Raw genomic sequence first — 18914 nt, 5'->3', positions numbered from 1 at the left:
CATATCAATCAAAAAATCAATAAAATCCCGCAGGGCCGCCTGTGCGATTTAGACGGCAAAACTCTCTCCGCAACCACACGTACGGGTTGCATTAGGATTTTTAAACTGGAAGCCTTTCCCATTCAAACCGTCCGAAAAATCAAGCTCAGTACCCGCCAGATAGAGTAAGCTCTTGCGATCTACCAGAATCTTAATGCCTTTGTCTTCAACAAGATGATCGGTGGGTTGCTGGGTTGCATCGAACTGAAGATCATACATCAACCCGGAGCATCCACCACCTTCTACAGCTACGCGGATGGCCGTATTTTCGGCAAGACCGTCTTTCTGACGGAGTTCAACAATCTTGTTTTTGGCGATTTCTGAAACCGTAACCATAGTTGTAATCGAATCAATGTTAAGGCATATCAATGCTTTCTCTATAACTTTCGGCCAAACGGAAAAGTTCTTGTTCTATGTACCCGATAGCCTCTGGCCGTCGAAATGCTATTAATACCGGTAGCCAGGGGCTGTCGGGTCCGCCTATGCTAACCAACGTTGAACACATCGGTATTGCCGTCCGCGACCTGGCGGTATCCAATAACTTATTTGCCAAACTGCTGAACGTGCAGCCCTATAAAACGGAGACGGTTGCATCGGAAGGCGTAGTCACATCGTTCTTTACCGTAAATTCCGGTTCCGAATCACCGGGAAAGTCAACGAAAATTGAGCTACTCGAAGCAACCAGCCCGGACAGCCCGATTGCAAAATTTCTGGAGAAAAAGGGGGAAGGAATTCACCACATCGCCTTTGAAGTAGATGATATTCTTGCGGAGATGGAACGGTTGAAAGGTGAGGGTTTCACTGTGTTGAATGAAGTCCCCAAACGGGGCGCTGACAATAAACTAGTCTGTTTCCTGCATCCAAAGGGCACCAATGGGGTGTTGATTGAATTGTGCCAGGCGATAAAGGCGTAATAACGAATGAACAAACAGAAAAAAGGATTTTTAGTGGCCCTGCTGGCGCTGTTAACCGGTGTGGCTCATGCGCAACTGCCGGGCTATGCCGCCCGATTTACCCAGCCCGGCGTTGATGTGCAGCATTACGCGTTCGCACTCACCTTAAGTGATTCTACCAACCAGATTCAGGGGGAAACGACCATTCGCTTTACGCGTGCCGATGACCGGCAAACCGTTTGGTTCGACCTGATCAGCCCCCGCGATTCGTCCGAAACTGGCATGCGTGTTCGTTCGGTGAGCTTACCCGACGGGAAAACGGTTCCATTTAGCCAGCGTAACGACCGGGTATTTATAAACCTGGCTGCCGCGCCCAATCAATCCACCGAAGTGGTTATCCGATACGGAGGCACACCGGCCCGGGGCTTGATTATTAGCCAGAATAAGTTTGGCGAGCGAACCTTCTTTGGGGACAACTGGCCCAACAACGCCCGCAATTACCTCCCGGTCGTCGACCACCCATCCGACAAGGCAACCTGTTCTTTTGCGGTCAACGCGCCTGCTACGTACCGTATTATTGCCAACGGAAAACTGGTCAACGAAAGTAGTTTGCCGAACGGGCGCAAGCTGACTCGCTGGCAGGAAAATACGCCTATTCCAACCAAGGTAATGGTGATTGGCGCGGCTCATTTTGCCGTCGAAGAGGTTGGCGCGGTTGGTGGCGTGCCCGTGCAAAGCTGGCTCTATCCCAATGATAGCCAGAAGGGGTTTGTTGATTACCGCCCGGCCAAAGAGATTTTGCAATATTTCATTGATAAGATTGGACCGTATTCTTACGAGAAATTAGCCAACGTCGAGTCGACAACGATCTTTGGGGGCATGGAGAACGCCAGCTGCATTTTTTACAGCGAAAAAGTGATCGTTGGCAAGAAAGACTCCGACGTTGAAGCGTTGCTGGCTCATGAAATTGCGCACCAATGGTTTGGCAACTCGGCGACTGAAGCGGACTGGTCGCAACTGTGGTTGAGTGAAGGATTCGCTACCTATTTCTCGGCGCTCTACCTCGAACATGCTTATGGCAAGGACACGCTCAATGCCGTATTAAACCAGAACAAAGGCCAGATTTTTCGGTACACGGCGCTAAAACCAAAAGGCACAATCGTTGATTCGACATCCGCCAATTTGATGGACTTGCTGAACCCCAATTCGTACCAGAAAGGCGGCTGGGTGTTGCACATGCTGCGGCACGAACTTGGCGACGATCTATTCTGGAAAGGCATTCGGGCTTACTATGAGAAGTTCCGAAATGCCAATGCCCAGACCAGCGATTTGCAGGCTGTCATGGAAAGCGTTTCGGGTAAGAAATTAGGCCCCTTTTTTCAACAATGGCTCCACCAGCCGGGCTATCCCGAAATCGTTTGGGGATCGAGCTACGATGCCGCCAAGAAAGCCCTGGTAATCGACGTTCGGCAGGCGCAGCGCAGTGGCTCGCTGTTCGTTGTACCGCTCACGTTCAGCATCCGTGGCGCCAATGGCCGCGAAACCAGCCGCACCGCCCGCCTGACCATGACCGGGCAAACCCAAACGTTTACTGTCCCATTAGCCGCCAAGCCAGCCTCGGTCGTTATTGATCCCGACAACACCGTCCTAATGCGAGCTGTCGAAATGGGTAAGTAAATCGGTATCTTGCTTGTGAATTTATGTGCCAAACAGCCAAAGGTTGTTTGTGTATCAGGCCTATTGCTTCAACTACGACAACCAGGCTCAAGCGCGTTTCCATCCAGAATTTCAAGAGCCTCAAGGACGTCACGCTCGACCTTCAAAAAGTCAATTTGTTAATTGACCCGAACAACTCGGGCAAGACGAATTTGGCTGGTTTATCAAGCCTATAAGGTTATTTTTTTCCGAAAAAGCCTCTCCAAATTGTTTTGAGAGTAAAGCACAGGCAGAATTAAAGCGGCTGTTGTATGGAATGAAAAATAATGGACCAAATATGTCGATTGTAGCAGAAAAGATTGCTTTGTCTGCTGACTTCTATGAACTCGCTAAGCAGTCCCGCAGCTTTGCGCACTTCCACAATCAGATTACCGACTTCCTGGCTCAGTTCAGCAATCAAGCATAAGATTTATCCGAACACAGCAACGCCACGGTCTTAAGAATTCTTAAGCCGTGGCGTTGCTGTGAAAATACCCATCGCTTAATTCAACGAGATCGTGCGTGTTGCCGACTCGACAGGCTTTGTGCTCAACGTAACCGGTTGAATCGTTACGTCGTTACCCGATACGATTTCAACTTTGTACGTACCGTCTTCCAGAGCAGATAAGTCAAATTGAAACCGAAAGCTTCCTTTGTTTTTGCTGACGGGTTGTTCTGCCAATAACTCACCTTTTTCATCTTTTAGCCGAACAGTTATTGGCTTGCCTGGCTCACGTCCAACGAATACGTTAAGCTTGCCAGGTGTCGACGAGGGGAAGACGGCGGCCTTAAATGAGTTTGTGGTGGTTGGCTTAGTCGGTACAGTTGGAACACGGGTAGCTGTAGAGGCTAAGGTAACGGTGCTCAGGAGCAGAGCTGCGATCAATGTTTGTGCAAAAATTTTCATGATTTTTATAGTATTTGTTGGTTTTAAAAAAGAACAAGTCAAAGGTATGCCGCTGCAATGCATTGATAAATAAGCGTTTGCATAGACTGCCTGAAATACTCAATGAATGGTATAAATTGCCACTTCAATCGTTTTGCACGTAGTTGACCACATGGCCACCAAAAAAAGGCTGCAAACGAACGCTTGTATTAGACCGTTTACTAGACAAACAAAACCACAGACTGCCCGAATGGGCGCCAACAGGAATGAACTACTATAACTCCATCATAGACACCATTGGCAACACGCCCTTGGTGAAGCTTAACAAGGTTACCAAAGGCATTCGGGGGACGATTCTGGCAAAGGTTGAATACTTCAACCCTGGCAACTCGGTTAAAGACCGCATCGCCATTCGAATGATCGAAGACGCCGAAGCGCGGGGTGTATTAAAACCCGGCGGCACCATCATTGAAGGAACCAGCGGCAACACAGGTATGGGCCTGGCGCTGGCCGCTATCGGGAAAGGCTATAAATGTATTTTTACGATGGCCGATAAACAGTCGCAGGAAAAGATTGACATTCTGCGGGCGGTGGGCGCAGAAGTAGTTGTGTGTCCAACGAATGTGGCCCCCGATGATCCGCGCTCGTATTATTCCGTCGCCAAAAAGCTGAATCGAGATATTCCCAATTCACTTTATCCGAATCAATATGACAACCCTGCCAATACAGCTGCCCATTACGAAACGACTGGTCCCGAAATCTGGCGCGATACCGACGGGAAAATCACCCATTTTGCCGCTGGCGTTGGTACGGGCGGCACCATATGCGGCACCTCGAAATTCCTGAAAGAGCAGAATCCCAATCTAGTATCCATTGGGCTGGATACTTATGGCTCGGTATTCAAAAAATACAAGGAAACCGGCCAGTTTGATGAAGGCGAAATCTATCCCTACCTGACGGAAGGCATTGGGGAAGACATTCTTCCGCAAAACGTCGATTTCAGTGTCATCGACTACTTTGAGAAGGTAACTGACAAGGATGCGGCTATCATGGCCCGTCGGCTTTCGCGGGAAGAAGGATTGTTTGTGGGCTGGTCGTGCGGAACGGCCGTACATGGCGCGCTGGAATGGGCGAAAGAACACCTCACCGACGAGGATGTGATGGTGATTTTGTTGCCCGACCACGGTACGCGCTACCTTGCCAAAATTTACAACGACACCTGGATGAAAGACCACGGGTTTCTGGAAGACCGTGCGTTCAAAACAGCCCGCGACATTGTTCATCACAAGACAGGCCAGTCGCAGCTCACAACGATTGGAGCCGGTGTCTCGGTCAGTCAGGCCATTCAAGTACTGAACCGGTACGGGATTTCGCAGATTCCGGTTACCGACGAAGGCGGCCACATCGTCGGGAGTCTGACCGACTCAACGGTGCTGAATCGGCTTATCGACGATCCGGCTGTCAAAGATCATCCAGTCAGTGAAGTCATGGACAAGCCGTTCAAATTCGTTGGTCTCGATAATACCATCGACGCTTTGTCGTCCTTGATTGACCGGGACAACAAAGCCCTTCTGGTGCGCGATGAGCGCGAGCAGGTGCACATCATCACGCAAGCCGATCTGCTGGCCGCAATGACAAATTGATGTATGATATAGGGTGTATGATGTGTAACTAGCAATGGCATATCATACATCCTATATCCTTAACCTACCGTCTATTATCTCCGCCTTCCATCATGCTCAGGTAGCTCATGTATCGGCTTTCGGCAATGTCGCCTTCGCCAACGGCTTCTTTGATGGCACAGCCGGGCTCGTTTATGTGTAGACAGTTATTAAACCGGCATTTGTTTAGCCGGTCGCGCATTTCGGGAAAGTAATGGCCAATTTCGGTTTTCGACGTATCCATCAGCCCCAGCTCTTTAATACCCGGCGTGTCGATGATGTAGGTATTAGGTGCCAGTTCGAACATTTCGGCGAAGGTGGTGGTGTGAACGCCTTTATTGGCAAAGGACGACACTTCGTTTGTGCGCAGGTTCAGGTCGGGGGCAATGGCGTTTACCAGCGACGATTTTCCCACACCCGAATGACCCGCCACCAGCGTTACCTTCTGATCAAGCAGCGCCCGAAACTCGTCTACCCCTTCGTTTTCCGTGGCCGATGTTGACAGACAGTTGTAACCAATGCGCTCGTATAACTCGATAATCTCCTGCTGAAAAGCCAGACCATCTTCGCTCAGAATGTCGACTTTGTTGAAGACAATCGTTGTGGGAATACGGAATGATTCGGCCGAAACCAGAAATCGGTCGATGAAGCCGGTGGAGGTACGAGGCATAGCCAGCGTTGCCAGCAGCACTGCCTGATCGATATTGGCCGCCAGCATGTGCCCGTGCGCTGTTTTATGAACCGACTGCCGAATGATGTAATTCTCGCGGGGGGCAATATCGGTAATAATAGCCGTGTTTTCGGCTTCATCCTCAACGTCAAATAGCACCCGGTCGCCCACAGCAATCGGATTTGTGACCTTCAGACCTTTCAATTTGAATTTTCCCTTTAGTCGGCCCTGGAAAATATGTCCGTCTGGGTTACGAATTTCGTACCAGGAACCGGTGGACCGTAAAACTAAGCCGTTTTGCAATGTTTAATGAGAGAAAGAGTGAAAGAGTGAAGCCGGGCCGCCGGTGCGGAGTGACGGAGTAAATTTGTTCTCGCCAGACTAGGCGCTCTTTCGCTCATTCACTCCGCACCGGCGGCCCGCTTTCACTCATTAATTTCCGTACAACTTCCATAACCTTCGTTGTTGCTCCAATGTTCCGCTGCACGTACTGGCAACTGATCTGACTGGCTTCTTCGGCATTTTCATACTGTTTGCTGAAGTCGGAGGATAGTTCGGTAACACTGCTGATTGGAAACGCGGCACCTTCATTGACCAGATCGACGGCTTCCTGAAATTTGGCAAATTCCGGTCCAAAAAATAACGGCATGCCAAAGGTCGCGGCTTCCAGAATATTATGTAATCCCTGCCTAAACGCCCCGCCGATGTAGGCAAACTCGCCGTATTGATAGAGCGATGAAAGCATACCGACGTTATCAATAATCAGGATATCGGCTGTAGCAGGAGCGCCATCAGCTATTTCGGAGAAACGAATGGAGCGTTTCGTCAGTTGACTTCGCCACCGTTCGATTTCCTCATCCTGAATTTCGTGCGGAGCAATAATTACTTTTAGCGGACTTGTGAACGAATTCAGAAAAGGTATTAAAACGGCCATATCTTCAGGCCAGGCGCTGCCGACAACCAATAGTGGACTAGTTTTCTTGAACGCTTCCGCTATCGGAATGGACTTTTTGGTCGTAACAACCTGCGCCACCCGATCAAAGCGTGTATCACCCGCGAGCGTTACGTTGGTGATGTGGATGCTGGACAACAGGAAGACCGATTCTTGGTTCTGTACCAGAATATGATCAAAGTAGTGAAGCATATTCCGGTAAAATTGGCCCCAGGGCTTGAAAAAAAGCTGATCTGGGCGGAAGATCGCCGAAAACAAAACGACGGGTACCTGAGCCGCTTTTAAAGCACGGAGGTAGTTGTACCAGAACTCATATTTAATAAAAAACGCAATTTGGGGACGCGCTAACTCGATAAATTGCCGGGCATTAGCGGGTGTATCGGCAGGCAGATAAACGATGTAATCGGCACCCTCGTAGTCTTTTCGGACTTCGTAACCCGAGGGCGAAAAAAACGTTAGCAGAATCTTGTAATTGGGATATTGTGTCCGGAACGCTTCGATAACGGGACGTCCCTGTTCAAACTCACCTAAAGATGCTGCATGGAACCAGGCAAGTGGCTTTTTGTTTCCGGCTAGTTGCTGCTGTAATTTGCGGGCCCAATCGTGCCGGCCATCGACCCACAGGCGGGCTTTAGGTATGAAAGGAGCTACCAAGCGCAGCAGCGTTTGATAGGCGACAATGCCCGTGTTATAGAGTCCTGAAAACAAGCGAACAGAAGGTTGGTTATACTACAAAGCTACACACTCATTTTTTAACTAAAGACCACCATGCACTCTTACGAAACACTCACTGAAGCTCTTGAGGGCCTGCGCCAGCAGGGATTTACTCAGGATTATAATCTCAAATCAGATCATTTGCATTGCCAGCCTGACGATATTCAATTACGGCCCGCTGACTTCGATGTGGTTGATGTATACCGGTTTGAAGGAATGACCGATCCTGGCGATGAATCCGTTTTGTATGCCATTGAAGCAAAGAATGGAAACAAAGGTGTACTCGTTGATGCCTATGGTGCCTACTCAGAGTCGATCTCACCGGAGATGGCTAAAAAACTGCAATACACCGCTGAAAACTAACGAACTTTTAGGTGCCGAAATGAATTTACTGTCAATAGAAAGTATGTTGATACAATGAACTGGAATAAACTGACAAGTGACACTCAGCTTGACACGATCAAAGAAGAGTCGGCAAAGCAGCCTGTGTTGATTTTTAAACACAGCACGACTTGTTCTATCAGTGCCATGGCGCTCAGCCGGATGGAGCGCAATTGGAACGACCAGCTTGGGGTAAAACCTTACTACCTCGACTTGCTGGCCAATCGGCCTATTTCGGCTCAGATCGAGAACGAATTTGGCGTTGAGCACGAATCGCCCCAGGTATTGCTGATTCGGAATGGCGCCTGTGTTTATGATGCCTCGCACATGGGAATTTCCTTTGCAGGCGTACAGCAGGCTGTTTAAGGTAGTAACAAATAAAAGGCATTAAGTGAGAGAAGGGCTGACGCGTTCGCTACAACGTTCGTGTCAGCCCTTCTCCCGTTATATTGGGCACTCACTCCTTGAGCGTTATTTTTGCCCGGTGGCAAACGCCCCCAATGGGCGGATTGAACTTGGAGACACTCACTTCGACCGCTTCCAGCTCGCTGTAGGTCGTGCGGATTTCCTGGATAATCTGGTGGGCAATGTGCTCCAGCAATCGGGCGGGTTGCTTCATCACAGCCGCCGTAATCCGGTACAAATCCTCATAATTGACCGTAGCGCTCAGGCGATCTCGCCGGGCCGCTTCCGAAAAGTCGGCGGTAACAACAATATCGACCGAATATTTATTGCCGATTTTTTGCTCCTCGTCGTAAAAGCCGTGGTATGAAAAAAACTCAAGGCCTTCTAAGGCAATTGTTCCCATGGGTTGTCTGATGATGAAACACCCCGATCTTCCCGGTTACCGTAGCAATGGGGAGAAATCGGGGTGCTTCCGTACTTTACGAGTTGTGTGTTATCCAGAAAGTGTCTGTATTTGCGAAGCCGGATTGACAAATACGACGTCACAATGCCGATACCAACTTAAATCTGATCGAAAAAGGAGCCGCTTTTCTTTGCGGTAACCTCTTCGGGTACGTCTTCCGTAGCCGGCTCTGCCTCGGTTGTATTTACCTCAGTCAAAACGGGTTCAGGGGCCGTTTCGTTAGTAGCAACTTCGGCTTCAGCAGCAGGTTCAGTTGTCTCGTGTTGCGGAGAATGAAGCGCTTCGCCAAGTTTTTCGGTTACCGATTCGTCGACCGGAATAGATTCTGGAACGGACGTTTCACGCTCGATCAACTCCGGAAGCTCCGCGGTTGTGTGTGCCTGTCCATTGGATTCATGTGACGAGTCGGCCGGGTTTTCATTCTGTGATTCCGGTTCTGTCAAGTCGTCCTGAATCTGAGACGTCACCTCGTCGATTTTCCCTTTTAGGTTCTGTTTGGCAAACTTCTTTTCAAACCGGTCGACACTATCAACGGCGTTACTAGCCAGTGTACGAATTTGAACCGCTAAATTCTCTTTGTAGCTTTCCAGCGCTTTGAAATCGTGCTCCAGGGATTTGATGTCGTTCAGGATATTGTCTTTCAGATAGCGGGCCTGGTTTTCGGCATCCTGAACCATCAGGGCCGAGCGTTTACGGGCATCGGCTATTATTTCGTCGGCCTGATGCTTGGCTTCGTCGACATATTTTTCTCCTGCCTTATTAGCTTGATCGGTGATTTGCGCGCTTGTATCTTCGGCTGTTTTAAGCGTACGAAACAGGGTCATTTCTACCTCTTTCAACTTGCCTAGCTCTTTCTCGGCTATTTCAAGCTGCATCTTCAACATTTTATATTCGCCAGTTAAGCGTTCCCATTCCTGAGACAACGAAACAAGAAATGCGTCAACGTCTTCTGGTCTGTAGCCGCGCAACCCTTTTTCAAACGTGTGTTGCCGGATTTCAATAGGCGTAATTTTCATTGGTGCGCTAAGGGTTTTGTGTACTTCTAGTAACCATGTAAAGGTGAATTAACGTCCTTAATACCTATTTTACAAAAAACGGGCCGAAAAAGAGGGGAATCCTACTTAATCTAGCTATTTTAACTCAATTTCCATACCGAAATCGTTCGATCGTCGCTGGCTGAGAGCAAGAATTCATTGTAATCTGTCCAAAGCACCTTATTGACAGATGTGCCATGGCCGGCGTGCCTGGCCCGGTCAACAACTTTCAAGAGCCTGTAAGAATCGGCATCCCAAATCTTTATGGATTTGTCCATGCTGGCCGTAGCCAGCAGCGTGCCCGATGGGTTGAATGCCAGGTGGTTGATGGCAAACAGATGGGCGACAATGTCCTGTTGCAAGGTATAGCCCTGCTCCACATCCCAGACTTTCAGGTGGGCATCGCGCCCGGCCGTAATCAGGTGCTGAAAATCCGGCGAATAGGCAACGGTGAAGATGGAATTGCTGTGCGCCTGAATAACCCGTTTGAGTTCGTAGGTTGTGAGATCAAAAATACGCACGACGTTATCGCTGTAGCCAACGGCCAGTTCGCGTTCAACCGGATTTATGGCCAGGCATCGCGCCGACTGGTCCGATGCTTTGATGTGTTTCCTGACCACCAGCGGGTCTGTGGTAACAACCGCCACAACGCCATCCGAGAGCGCTACGAATGCGTCAGTTTTATGGAATTTGATGTCGAAAATGGCAGCCGATGTTAGCTTCAACGAAGCGGTTTCCTGCTTCCTGACTGGATCAATGACGTGGACGCCTTCATGGTTCTGACCAACCCACAAAAGCCCGCTTGTGGGATGCAGGGCTAAGGCGTAGATAGAGCTGGATACTTTGGCAATCAATTGGCCCAGATCAGGGCGATTCAACTGCCATTGAACCACCTGGCCATCACCACCCGCCGAAAAAAACTGTTCAGCCAGGGGGGCTCGTTCGAGCGTGTAAACGGGGTCGCGGTGCCCACCGAACGTATCTATTTTTTCTACTATCACAGATTGACAAAACAAGTTGTGATCAAAGGTCGTTAATCCTTTCTTTTTCTCGAACGACTTCCGACTTTTGGTGGTGACTTTTCAGATAGACATTACCAGCGACTGTGTAGCCCGGCTTCAGGCTATCACCGAAGATGAATCGACGTTGCGGGCGGGGTTGCCGCTAACGATGTCGGAGCAAGAGGATTTGGCCGGCATCAGTCATCCCTCTCAGCGTGTTGAATGGCTGGCGTGCCGGGTCGCGATTCGGCAATTGACCGAGTCGCAGGGAATGCCCTATTGGGGACTGCAAAAAGATGAGTTCGGGAAGCCCTACCTGATCGACTCCCCCTGGCATATTTCCCTGTCGCATACGGCTGGCTGGGCGGCTGCGGTATTGCACCGATCACGGCCGGTTGGCATCGACATTGAGCCGATTCGAGAGCAGTTCAGGAGGGTGGTGCCGCGTGTTTTGTCGGAGAGTGAAATTACCCACGCCGGGGGCGAGCCTAACCGGCTGGCGGTTTACTGGTGCGCCAAAGAAGCGTTGTATAAACTTTATGGAAAGCGCCAGCTCACGTTCCGGGAGCATTTGCACATCGAACCCTTCGCCGACGGAGCCTCCCATTTGATTGGTCACGTGCGTCTGCCAGACCATAAAGAGCAACTGATTATTCAGTGCTTTCAGGCCGGGCCCGGCCTGCTGGCCGTAGCGTATTGATTAAGGAGGCATTCAAATGAATACCCAACGGTAAATTTAGTAACCACAGAGAACACAGAGCTTAAATCAGCTAAAGAGTAGCCGTTTACCTCTGTGTTCTCTGTGGTTACTAAATTTACCGTTGGGTATAATCCGAGAGCGGCAGTCCGTCGCCATCGTCCCGAACCGTATTCAGGATTTGTTCCACTTCGCGAACCCGTTCCGTATCGCCGTTTTTCTCGAACGCCAGCGTCAGGTTTCGAAGCACCCGCCGAATGATGTCGGCATTTGTACAGGGTTGATAAAAGGTATCTAACCGTTTGATGTTTAGCTGGTCGATGTACTGATCAATATCTTTCGTCGTAAAGACCAGACCCCGGTTAAACACATTGATATAAAACTGAACGCCACTGCTGTTTTTATACGTCAACACAAACAGGTTGGGCAGGTTAACGCCGTATACGGGCAGGTTCAACCGCTTGGCAATGAGCATATAAAGTACACAAAGCGTAATGGGGTTGCCCCGTCGCGATTCGAGTACCTGATTGATCATGGAGTTGGCCGGGGAGTGGAAATGCTTGGTATTCGGAGCAAATTTTAATTTCGAGAAAAAAGCACTGTTCATGGCTTTGATCTGCTCATCGGGGTGCATATCCGCTTTAAAATCGACCCAAACATCGTAGTACAACTGCTCTACCTCCTGTTTTAATCGGTCGAGTGAAAGGTCAGGGTATTGATAGGTGGCTACGATCCAGAGGCCTTCCAAAAGGTCCATTGCCCCCCCATTTTTCCAGTCGCGCATCCGATCCAGAACGGATTCATACTGAAGATCATGAATAATTTCCTCAATTCGTTTTTGCAGATCGGGATTGAAACTCCCTTCCCATTCGGATTCTAAAAAAGGGATCATTTGACCACCCATTTGTCGAATTCGTTGTTCAACGTGTTCAACGACTTCCCGGTCTTCGTCGTCCAGAAGCGAGATAAGGGCTTTCAATTCGTTGTCGTTCATTAGTTTGTGTCGCTTTAACAGAGTACCCCAGAATAAAAACTGTTTCCGAAACCTCCTGAATATACTACTTTTGTGCTGTTATAGGAGTTGCTATGCTAAAATAGCAACAAAAATTTTATAAAAAACGGTTTGACTTCCTCAGGCAATTCTCCCAAAATTCTGGTAACCGGTGGCGCCGGATTCATTGGCTCGCACACGGTTGTATCGCTGGTCAACGCTGGTTTTGAGCCGGTCATTGTTGACGACTTTTCCAATTCTGAACGCTCCGCGCTTGACGGATTGCGGGCGATTCTTGGTCATGACGTAACCTGTTATCCGGTCAATTGCAACGACGCCACTGCCCTGGAAGACATCTTCCGTAAGGAGAGTCCAACGGGTGTGATTCATTTTGCGGCTTTTAAAGCGGTGGGTGAATCGGTGGCTCAGCCGCTGAAATATTACCGCAACAATCTGGATTCGCTGCTGCTGCTCCTGGAGTTGATGCCTGCCTACGGGGTAAAGAATTTCGTATTCTCCTCGTCCTGTACAGTTTATGGACAGCCGGAGCAGTTGCCTGTAACGGAAGAAACGCCCCGCCTGCCAGCGCAGTCGCCTTATGGAAATACAAAGGCTATTGGCGAGGACATCATTCGGGATGCCGTGCATGCGAAGATACCCGTTAAAGCGCTGGCGCTCCGGTATTTTAACCCTATTGGGGCGCACCCGTCGGCAGAAATCGGCGAACTACCCCTGGGTGTTCCGGCTAATCTGGTTCCCTTCATTACGCAAACCGCGGCTGGTATCCGGCCAAGCCTGACCGTATACGGTGATGATTACAATACGCCAGACGGAACCTGTGTGCGGGATTATATTGATGTGATGGATCTGGCCGATGCGCACGTGCAGGCGTTGAAAAAGCTCATCGACGCGCAGGATGCTTCTTCCTACGATGTGATCAATATTGGCACGGGCCGGGGCGAAACCGTTCTGAATGTGATAAAAACGTTCGAACAGGCCACTGGCGTCAAAGTAAACTATAGCATCGGTTCTCGCCGGGCTGGTGACGTTGAGCAGGTGTATGCCGATGTCAGTAAAGCCAATCGTGTGTTGGCGTGGCAGGCTAAGCGCTCACTAGCCGAGTCATTACGCGATGCCTGGCAGTGGCAACAGAAACTAAGTTCAAAACAATAAGGTAGTGGTGAGTTTGCCTTTGTGATGCCGTAATGGTACTGACTATAAAATAGATACGTATAACATGAAACTTCTTATTACTGGTGGTGCCGGATTTATTGGTTCGCACGTTGTTCGGCTGTTCGTCACAAAATACCCTGAGTATCAGATTTATAATCTTGATGCACTGACTTATGCCGGTAATTTGGCTAACCTGTCGGATATCGAGCACGCACCAAACTATACCTTTATTAAAGGCGATATCACCGACGCTAAGTTTCTGGAGGATATGTTCGCTGAATTGTCGCTGGATGGCGTCATTCACCTGGCGGCAGAGTCGCACGTTGACCGGTCCATCACTGATCCAATGTCGTTTGTGATGACCAATGTGGTGGGTACGGTCAATCTGCTCAATGCGGCTAAAAATAGCTGGGCTGCCAGTGCATCAGGTTTTGAGGGGAAACGGTTCTATCACGTGTCAACCGATGAGGTATATGGTTCGCTTCACAACCCCGAAGACTTCTTTACCGAACAGACGCCCTACGATCCACAGTCGCCTTATTCGGCATCGAAAGCGGCTTCCGACCACTTTGTGCGGGCCTACGGCAACACCTATAAATTACCGGTTGTGCTGTCAAACTGCTCGAACAACTACGGCCCAAATCACTTCCCCGAGAAGCTGATTCCACTGATGATTCACAACATACAGAGCAACAAACCGCTGCCCGTATATGGCAAAGGCGAAAACGTGCGCGACTGGTTGTATGTGGTTGATCATGCCCGGGCTATCGACGCCGTTTTCCACAAGGGAAAAGAAGGCGAAACCTACAACATTGGCGGGTTCAATGAGTGGAAAAACATTGACATTGTGAACCTGCTTTGCCAGATCATGGACCGCAAGCTTGGTCGGCCGGAAGGCACGTCGGCTCAACTCATTACCTATGTCACCGACCGGGCCGGGCACGATCTGCGCTACGCCATCGACGCGCATAAAATTATGAACGAGCTCGGCTGGCAGCCATCGCTTCAATTTGCGGAAGGGCTCGAAAAAACCGTCGATTGGTTCCTGGCCAACCAAACCTGGCTGGATAACGTCACCTCGGGCGCCTACCAGAGTTACTATCAGGGAATGTATGCGAATAGATAATAAAGAGTGAAAGGGCCAAAGAGCGAATGAGAGAACAACGGCTGGCCGCTTTTTCACTCATTCACTCTTTCGCTTTCTCACCATTCACTCACTAAAAAATGAAAGGAATTATACTCGCCGGAGGCTCCGGCACACGTCTTCATCCGCTTACGCTGGCTGTATCCAAGCAATTGATGCCTGTGTACGACAAGCCGATGATCTATTATCCGTTGTCGATTCTGATGCTGGCGGGCATTCGTGATATTCTCATTATCTCGACTCCCCACGATCTGCCGCATTTTGAAAAGCTGCTCGGCGATGGTTCGCGCATTGGCTGTATGTTTAGCTATGCCGTTCAACCCAGCCCCGATGGTCTGGCGCAGGCGTTTATCATTGGTGAAGAGTTCATTGGCGACGATAAGGTGGCGCTCGTTCTGGGCGACAACATATTTTACGGCTCTGGTTTGTCGAAACTGCTTCAGGCCAACAACGATCCGGATGGGGGCGTCGTTTATGCCTATCAGGTGCATGATCCCGAACGCTACGGCGTCGTGGAGTTTGACGATGATTTCAACGTGCTGTCTATCGAAGAAAAGCCCGAAAATCCTAAGTCACACTATGCGGTGCCAGGCTTATATTTTTATGATAACGACGTTGTTCAAATCGCTAAGAATATCAAACCATCGCCCAGGGGCGAGTTAGAGATTACGGATATTAACCGAGTATACCTGGAGCAGGGTAAGCTTAAAGTGGGCGTGCTGGACCGTGGAACAGCCTGGCTCGATACGGGTACGTTTGAGTCGTTGATACAGGCTGGTCAGTTTGTTCACGTCATCGAAGAGCGGCAGGGACTGAAGATTGGCTGTATCGAGGAGATTGCTTACCGCATGAAGTTCATCAATGCAGAGCAACTCGGTACAATTGCCCAGCCGTTGGTGAAGAGCGGGTATGGTGCCTATCTGTTGAGCCTGTTGAAATAGACTACATCAGTCAGGTTTATAAACAGCTACTATAAAAAACGCCGGAGCAACTGCTTCGGCGTTTTTTCGTAAACCTAACCTATGAGAAATGTCTTGGCCAACGGCGGTGCATGTCATTAGCTACACTACAAAGGTAGGGCAAGGTTAACGAGTCGGTGAGCGCAAAAACACCGGTTTTCAGACCCAAAAATGAAACAGGCAGAAGTCCGCATTTTGGTACGTAGTTCTACGTATTGGCAAATATTTTATATGGTTTAACTAGTTGGTTGTCAGTAAAATTTAACATTTACTGATTTCTGTTTACAACTTGTGGACAAATACCGCTATCGTAATTTAGACCTGCTTTCCGGTTTTATCCATCCAGACATTAGCCTGTATTATTTCGAACCTCTTTTTTTATGAACGTTTTTACTAAAAATGCAGGGCGCATTCTCGACCCTCAGGAAACAAAAGCCATGACGGGCGCCTACCAGGAGCGCAAACTGGAAGTAGGTCTGTCTAAAGATGAATATATTCGTTCAGAATATTTTGGTATCAACCAGGTTCAGCATTTGCTTAATCAACCCGGCTGTATCGGGCTCCGCATTCACCATGCCAAGCGCTGGGAAGATGCTGATGGCAAGCCCACCGAGCCCGGCAAAGGCCAGCTTGTCCCGCGCGTGCTGTTGACAGGTGTCGATGCCAAAGGGAAAGATATGCCTGTTTACGCTGACAAGTCAGGTATGAAAGACATGCCGGATGGAGATGACGGAGAAATGGCACTGGGTGATGGGTACACATGTCCACAGCATTGTCCAAAATAGTTTGTACAGTAATTATTTCTACTAATGATAGAAAGGCTTCTGCATTTTTTTGAGCGATATCCTATCGATTTAATTTCTCATTTAAGTAGTTGTCTTCCTATTGCAGTAGGTCTCGTTCGGTTTCAGAGTATGAAGCTAAGCGTCAAGTATGTTTGGTGGTTATTTGTCTTTTTTTTTGTAAAAGATACATACTCACTCATACACATGTTCTTTATCCCTAATACGCTTTATATACAGAATTTAGAAGTTATTGCTGAAGCAGTTATCGTAGGGGTAATCTATTTTTACGAGTTCGAAAAACCCATACAAAAAAGAATAATTTTATTACTTACGGTTATAGTCACTTTTGTTAGTATTTACTCTTACAGTAGTACTGATGTTTCGTCAGTTAGCCTTTCTGTATTCAGGTTCTTTCTAATTATCCTTTCGCTAAGCTATTTCAATAATGTGCTGAGTGATATGCGTGTAAGTAAAATTACGAAGCATAGCTTGTTTTGGTTTTCTTCAGGGCTTTTGATTTATTCTACTGGCACTTTTTTCATTATGCTGTTTAGCGAATATTGGTATAGAGGTGTTGATAAAGTCTCTGCTGAAGTATTCGATAAATACTGGAATGCAAGTCAACTATTGTTTGTTATTTTCTGTCTTTTCTCTTCTGTTGGCTTGTGGTTTAGTAAATACGATAAAGAAAATTTTATTTAGTTAAAAGGCAAAAGGGCGTGGTAAAAATAATTATTGCCATTTACCATTCACTCAATTCTCATCGTTACGCATTGACATTCGGTTATATATTTTTGAACTTTACTGATACGGCTTCTTTATAGCTAGTGATAATGTCGATAGACTCCGGTTTTGTGATTGCCGTCGGTACGGCTGTGTTGCTGATAATGGCTGTGTTCATTATCATCTTCGTCGCCTATTACCAGCAAAAACAGGCAAAACAGCAACTGGCCTACAAGGAAATGCAGGCGCAGCACCGGCGCGACTTGATGGCTGCCACGTTTCGGGGGCAGGAGGAAGAACGAAAACGGCTGGCCGAAGACATGCACGATGGCATTGGTACTATGTTATCGGTGACGAAAATGAGTCTCAACCAGTTGGAGCGGCAAGTGGGGGGCGATGTGCAACTGAGCTTTCAGTTTCAGAAAACCCGCTCGATGATTGATGAAACCATGACCAATGTTCGGCGAATCAGCCGAAACCTGGTACCTACCACGCTTGAGCGGTTCGGCTTGCTGGCCGCCCTGGAAGAACTGGCCGACCGCGCTACCGACACCGATGTTGACATTCAGCTGGCCTACACCGAGCCCGAAATGCCATTTCCGCCTGCTTTGGATCTGATGCTTTACCGCATTGCGCAGGAATTAGTCAACAATGCCATTCGGCACGCCCGCGCCCGGCACATTACCATTCAATTATTCAGTGTCAATAATGAAGCGCGCCTATCGGTGATTGACGATGGCATTGGCTTTGATTTTGACGCCGTAACGGAAAATAAACAGGGAGGTCTGGGCCTGCGAAATATCGAAAGCCGATTGAGTGTGGTCAACGGCCACGTTACATTCGATGTTGCGCCGGGCCGTGGGTCTCAGATTCATGTACAGGTGCGCTTGCACGACGCGCAACCTGTTGATTTATTGAGTTAATTTGTTTTCCAAAGCCGCTTTCTTTACTCCCACAATCCCTATTCCTAACTCCTCTTCTGTTATGCGAAAAATTAAACTGGCTCTCTGCGACGATCATACTTTGTTCAGGGTCGGCATGTCGACTATACTTGGGCAGATTCATGATTTCGAATTAGTGATGGAAGCGGCCAATGGGCAGGAGCTGATCGATAAAATTGCCCGCAAATTGCCGGATGTCGTCCTGCTCGACTTACAGATGCCGGTGATGGATGGCACCGCTACTGCCGACTATCTGCGGGATAATTTCCCCCTCATCAAAATCGTCGTGTTAACCATGCACGACGAAGACCGGATGGTGCTTCACTTGCTCGAAAAGGGCGTGAGCGGCTACCTGCTGAAAGATGCCGAAGCCGGAGAGGTCGAAAAAGCCGTTCGGAAGGTAATGGACGAAGGCGTTTACCTGAACGAATTCGTGTCGAAGGCCATGCTGCGTAAGATGACCAACAAAACAACGGTAGCCAAGCCAATCAACTCGTTCTACAACAGTAAAATCCTCCTTTCCGAGCGCGAAAAAGAAGTCCTGATGCTCATCTGCGAAGGCCTTTCCACGTTGGAAATTAGCGAGAAAATATTCCTGAGCCCGCGCACCGTCGAAGGACACCGCTTACGTATTCTGGAAAAAACCGGCACTAAAAATACGGCGGGCATGGTTGCCTACGCATTTAAAAATAGCCTGGTTTAGAAAG

The 18914-nt window shown here is 48.8% G+C and carries 22 protein-coding genes and 1 pseudogene; 15 read left to right on the top strand and 8 right to left on the bottom strand.

What is annotated here, in order from left to right:
• Positions 1-48 precede the first annotated feature (48 nt).
• Positions 49-375 (bottom strand): HesB/IscA family protein, encoded by a 327-nt coding sequence (locus SD10_RS25135; RefSeq protein ID WP_046577768.1) that lies wholly within the window; start codon positions 373-375, stop codon positions 49-51.
• 146 nt (positions 376-521) lie between these two features.
• On the opposite strand from SD10_RS25135, the gene mce reads away from it, so the two are divergent.
• The 4 genes and pseudogenes from mce (at position 522) to SD10_RS30335 (ending at position 3054) form a co-directional block, all read left to right on the top strand.
• Entirely contained in the window at positions 522-953 is a 432-nt protein-coding gene (gene mce, locus SD10_RS25130) for a methylmalonyl-CoA epimerase (protein WP_046580142.1), read from the top strand.
• A gap of 6 nt (positions 954-959) precedes the next feature.
• Positions 960-2609, top strand: coding sequence for a M1 family metallopeptidase (locus SD10_RS25125; RefSeq protein ID WP_046577766.1), 1650 nt, complete (start codon positions 960-962; stop codon positions 2607-2609).
• Positions 2610-2671: 62 nt separating this feature from the next.
• Positions 2672-2800, top strand: a pseudogene (locus tag SD10_RS29245) (AAA family ATPase); the annotation flags it as partial.
• Positions 2801-2925: 125 nt separating this feature from the next.
• Positions 2926-3054, top strand: coding sequence for a hypothetical protein (locus SD10_RS30335; protein ID WP_262507336.1), 129 nt, complete (start codon positions 2926-2928; stop codon positions 3052-3054).
• A 75-nt stretch (positions 3055-3129) separates the two neighbouring features.
• On the opposite strand, the gene SD10_RS25120 is transcribed toward SD10_RS30335, so the two are convergent.
• Entirely contained in the window at positions 3130-3534 is a 405-nt protein-coding gene (locus SD10_RS25120) for a hypothetical protein (RefSeq protein WP_046577764.1), read from the bottom strand.
• Between the two features lie 245 nt (positions 3535-3779).
• Here SD10_RS25120 and SD10_RS25115 point away from each other — a divergent pair, with 245 nt between their 5' ends.
• Complete coding sequence (locus SD10_RS25115) at positions 3780-5156, top strand: cystathionine beta-synthase (protein WP_046577763.1); 1377 nt, start codon at positions 3780-3782, stop codon at positions 5154-5156.
• Positions 5157-5220: 64 nt separating this feature from the next.
• On the opposite strand, the gene rsgA is transcribed toward SD10_RS25115, so the two are convergent.
• Positions 5221-6147 (bottom strand): ribosome small subunit-dependent GTPase A, encoded by a 927-nt coding sequence (rsgA, locus tag SD10_RS25110; RefSeq protein WP_046577761.1) that lies wholly within the window; start codon positions 6145-6147, stop codon positions 5221-5223.
• 94 nt (positions 6148-6241) lie between these two features.
• Entirely contained in the window at positions 6242-7504 is a 1263-nt protein-coding gene (locus SD10_RS25105; RefSeq protein WP_046577758.1) for a 3-deoxy-D-manno-octulosonic acid transferase, read from the bottom strand.
• 60 nt (positions 7505-7564) lie between these two features.
• Between SD10_RS25105 and SD10_RS25100 the strand changes: the two genes are divergently transcribed.
• Together SD10_RS25100 and ytxJ are read left to right on the top strand one after the other, a co-directional pair.
• A complete protein-coding gene (locus SD10_RS25100; RefSeq protein ID WP_046577756.1) occupies positions 7565-7873 on the top strand; it encodes a hypothetical protein in 309 nt (102 codons plus the stop codon).
• 54 nt (positions 7874-7927) lie between these two features.
• On the top strand, positions 7928-8257 hold the full coding sequence (ytxJ, locus tag SD10_RS25095; protein WP_046577754.1) for a bacillithiol system redox-active protein YtxJ: 330 nt from the start codon (positions 7928-7930) through the stop codon (positions 8255-8257).
• A gap of 91 nt (positions 8258-8348) precedes the next feature.
• On the opposite strand, the gene folB is transcribed toward ytxJ, so the two are convergent.
• From folB to SD10_RS25080, 3 genes are all read right to left on the bottom strand, one after another.
• A complete protein-coding gene (folB, locus tag SD10_RS25090; RefSeq protein WP_046577751.1) occupies positions 8349-8699 on the bottom strand; it encodes a dihydroneopterin aldolase in 351 nt (116 codons plus the stop codon).
• 158 nt (positions 8700-8857) lie between these two features.
• Positions 8858-9775, bottom strand: a complete 918-nt coding sequence (locus tag SD10_RS25085; protein ID WP_046577749.1) for a DivIVA domain-containing protein — start codon at positions 9773-9775, stop codon at positions 8858-8860.
• Between the two features lie 119 nt (positions 9776-9894).
• Positions 9895-10794 (bottom strand): WD40 repeat domain-containing protein, encoded by a 900-nt coding sequence (locus tag SD10_RS25080; RefSeq protein ID WP_046577748.1) that lies wholly within the window; start codon positions 10792-10794, stop codon positions 9895-9897.
• Positions 10795-10864: 70 nt separating this feature from the next.
• Here SD10_RS25080 and SD10_RS25075 point away from each other — a divergent pair, with 70 nt between their 5' ends.
• Positions 10865-11494, top strand: a complete 630-nt coding sequence (locus SD10_RS25075; RefSeq protein WP_046580140.1) for a 4'-phosphopantetheinyl transferase family protein — start codon at positions 10865-10867, stop codon at positions 11492-11494.
• Between the two features lie 115 nt (positions 11495-11609).
• On the opposite strand, the gene SD10_RS25070 is transcribed toward SD10_RS25075, so the two are convergent.
• Positions 11610-12485: a transglutaminase-like domain-containing protein gene (locus SD10_RS25070; protein WP_046577747.1), complete on the bottom strand. Its 876-nt coding sequence runs from the start codon at positions 12483-12485 to the stop codon at positions 11610-11612.
• A 129-nt stretch (positions 12486-12614) separates the two neighbouring features.
• Between SD10_RS25070 and galE the strand changes: the two genes are divergently transcribed.
• The 7 genes from galE to SD10_RS25035 all read left to right on the top strand — a co-directional run bounded on the left by galE (position 12615) and on the right by SD10_RS25035 (position 18910).
• Positions 12615-13655 (top strand): UDP-glucose 4-epimerase GalE, encoded by a 1041-nt coding sequence (gene galE, locus SD10_RS25065; RefSeq protein WP_046577745.1) that lies wholly within the window; start codon positions 12615-12617, stop codon positions 13653-13655.
• A 64-nt stretch (positions 13656-13719) separates the two neighbouring features.
• Complete coding sequence (gene rfbB, locus SD10_RS25060) at positions 13720-14781, top strand: dTDP-glucose 4,6-dehydratase (protein ID WP_046577743.1); 1062 nt, start codon at positions 13720-13722, stop codon at positions 14779-14781.
• A 98-nt stretch (positions 14782-14879) separates the two neighbouring features.
• Positions 14880-15740 carry a glucose-1-phosphate thymidylyltransferase RfbA gene (gene rfbA / locus SD10_RS25055; RefSeq protein WP_046577742.1) on the top strand — a complete coding sequence of 287 codons (861 nt, stop codon included), beginning with the start codon at positions 14880-14882 and terminating at the stop codon, positions 15738-15740.
• Positions 15741-16138: 398 nt separating this feature from the next.
• Positions 16139-16543 (top strand): hypothetical protein, encoded by a 405-nt coding sequence (locus SD10_RS25050; protein WP_046577736.1) that lies wholly within the window; start codon positions 16139-16141, stop codon positions 16541-16543.
• A gap of 204 nt (positions 16544-16747) precedes the next feature.
• Positions 16748-17245, top strand: coding sequence for a hypothetical protein (locus SD10_RS25045; RefSeq protein ID WP_148562509.1), 498 nt, complete (start codon positions 16748-16750; stop codon positions 17243-17245).
• Positions 17246-17376: 131 nt separating this feature from the next.
• The gene (locus tag SD10_RS25040) at positions 17377-18189 is read left to right on the top strand and encodes a sensor histidine kinase (protein ID WP_046577732.1); all 813 of its coding nucleotides are present in this window, start codon (positions 17377-17379) and stop codon (positions 18187-18189) included.
• Positions 18190-18250: 61 nt separating this feature from the next.
• Complete coding sequence (locus SD10_RS25035; protein WP_046577730.1) at positions 18251-18910, top strand: response regulator transcription factor; 660 nt, start codon at positions 18251-18253, stop codon at positions 18908-18910.
• The last annotated feature ends 4 nt before the right edge of the window (positions 18911-18914 follow it).

It is taken from the genome of Spirosoma radiotolerans (assembly GCF_000974425.1).
GTDB classification, from domain to species: Bacteria; Bacteroidota; Bacteroidia; order Cytophagales; family Spirosomataceae; genus Spirosoma; species Spirosoma radiotolerans.
This window is presented reverse-complemented; position numbering and strand designations above follow the sequence as displayed.

Coding starts and splice junctions, on each gene's coding strand:
- SD10_RS25135 (WP_046577768.1), bottom strand. CDS start 375: ATGGTTACGGTTTCAGAAATCGCCAAAAACAAGATTGTTGAACTCCGT.
- mce (WP_046580142.1), top strand. CDS start 522: ATGCTAACCAACGTTGAACACATCGGTATTGCCGTCCGCGACCTGGCG.
- SD10_RS25125 (WP_046577766.1), top strand. CDS start 960: ATGAACAAACAGAAAAAAGGATTTTTAGTGGCCCTGCTGGCGCTGTTA.
- SD10_RS30335 (WP_262507336.1), top strand. CDS start 2,926: ATGTCGATTGTAGCAGAAAAGATTGCTTTGTCTGCTGACTTCTATGAA.
- SD10_RS25120 (WP_046577764.1), bottom strand. CDS start 3,534: ATGAAAATTTTTGCACAAACATTGATCGCAGCTCTGCTCCTGAGCACC.
- SD10_RS25115 (WP_046577763.1), top strand. CDS start 3,780: ATGAACTACTATAACTCCATCATAGACACCATTGGCAACACGCCCTTG.
- SD10_RS25100 (WP_046577756.1), top strand. CDS start 7,565: ATGCACTCTTACGAAACACTCACTGAAGCTCTTGAGGGCCTGCGCCAG.
- ytxJ (WP_046577754.1), top strand. CDS start 7,928: ATGAACTGGAATAAACTGACAAGTGACACTCAGCTTGACACGATCAAA.
- folB (WP_046577751.1), bottom strand. CDS start 8,699: ATGGGAACAATTGCCTTAGAAGGCCTTGAGTTTTTTTCATACCACGGC.
- SD10_RS25085 (WP_046577749.1), bottom strand. CDS start 9,775: ATGAAAATTACGCCTATTGAAATCCGGCAACACACGTTTGAAAAAGGG.
- SD10_RS25070 (WP_046577747.1), bottom strand. CDS start 12,485: ATGAACGACAACGAATTGAAAGCCCTTATCTCGCTTCTGGACGACGAA.
- rfbB (WP_046577743.1), top strand. CDS start 13,720: ATGAAACTTCTTATTACTGGTGGTGCCGGATTTATTGGTTCGCACGTT.
- rfbA (WP_046577742.1), top strand. CDS start 14,880: ATGAAAGGAATTATACTCGCCGGAGGCTCCGGCACACGTCTTCATCCG.
- SD10_RS25050 (WP_046577736.1), top strand. CDS start 16,139: ATGAACGTTTTTACTAAAAATGCAGGGCGCATTCTCGACCCTCAGGAA.
- SD10_RS25045 (WP_148562509.1), top strand. CDS start 16,748: ATGTTCTTTATCCCTAATACGCTTTATATACAGAATTTAGAAGTTATT.
- SD10_RS25040 (WP_046577732.1), top strand. CDS start 17,377: ATGTCGATAGACTCCGGTTTTGTGATTGCCGTCGGTACGGCTGTGTTG.
- SD10_RS25035 (WP_046577730.1), top strand. CDS start 18,251: ATGCGAAAAATTAAACTGGCTCTCTGCGACGATCATACTTTGTTCAGG.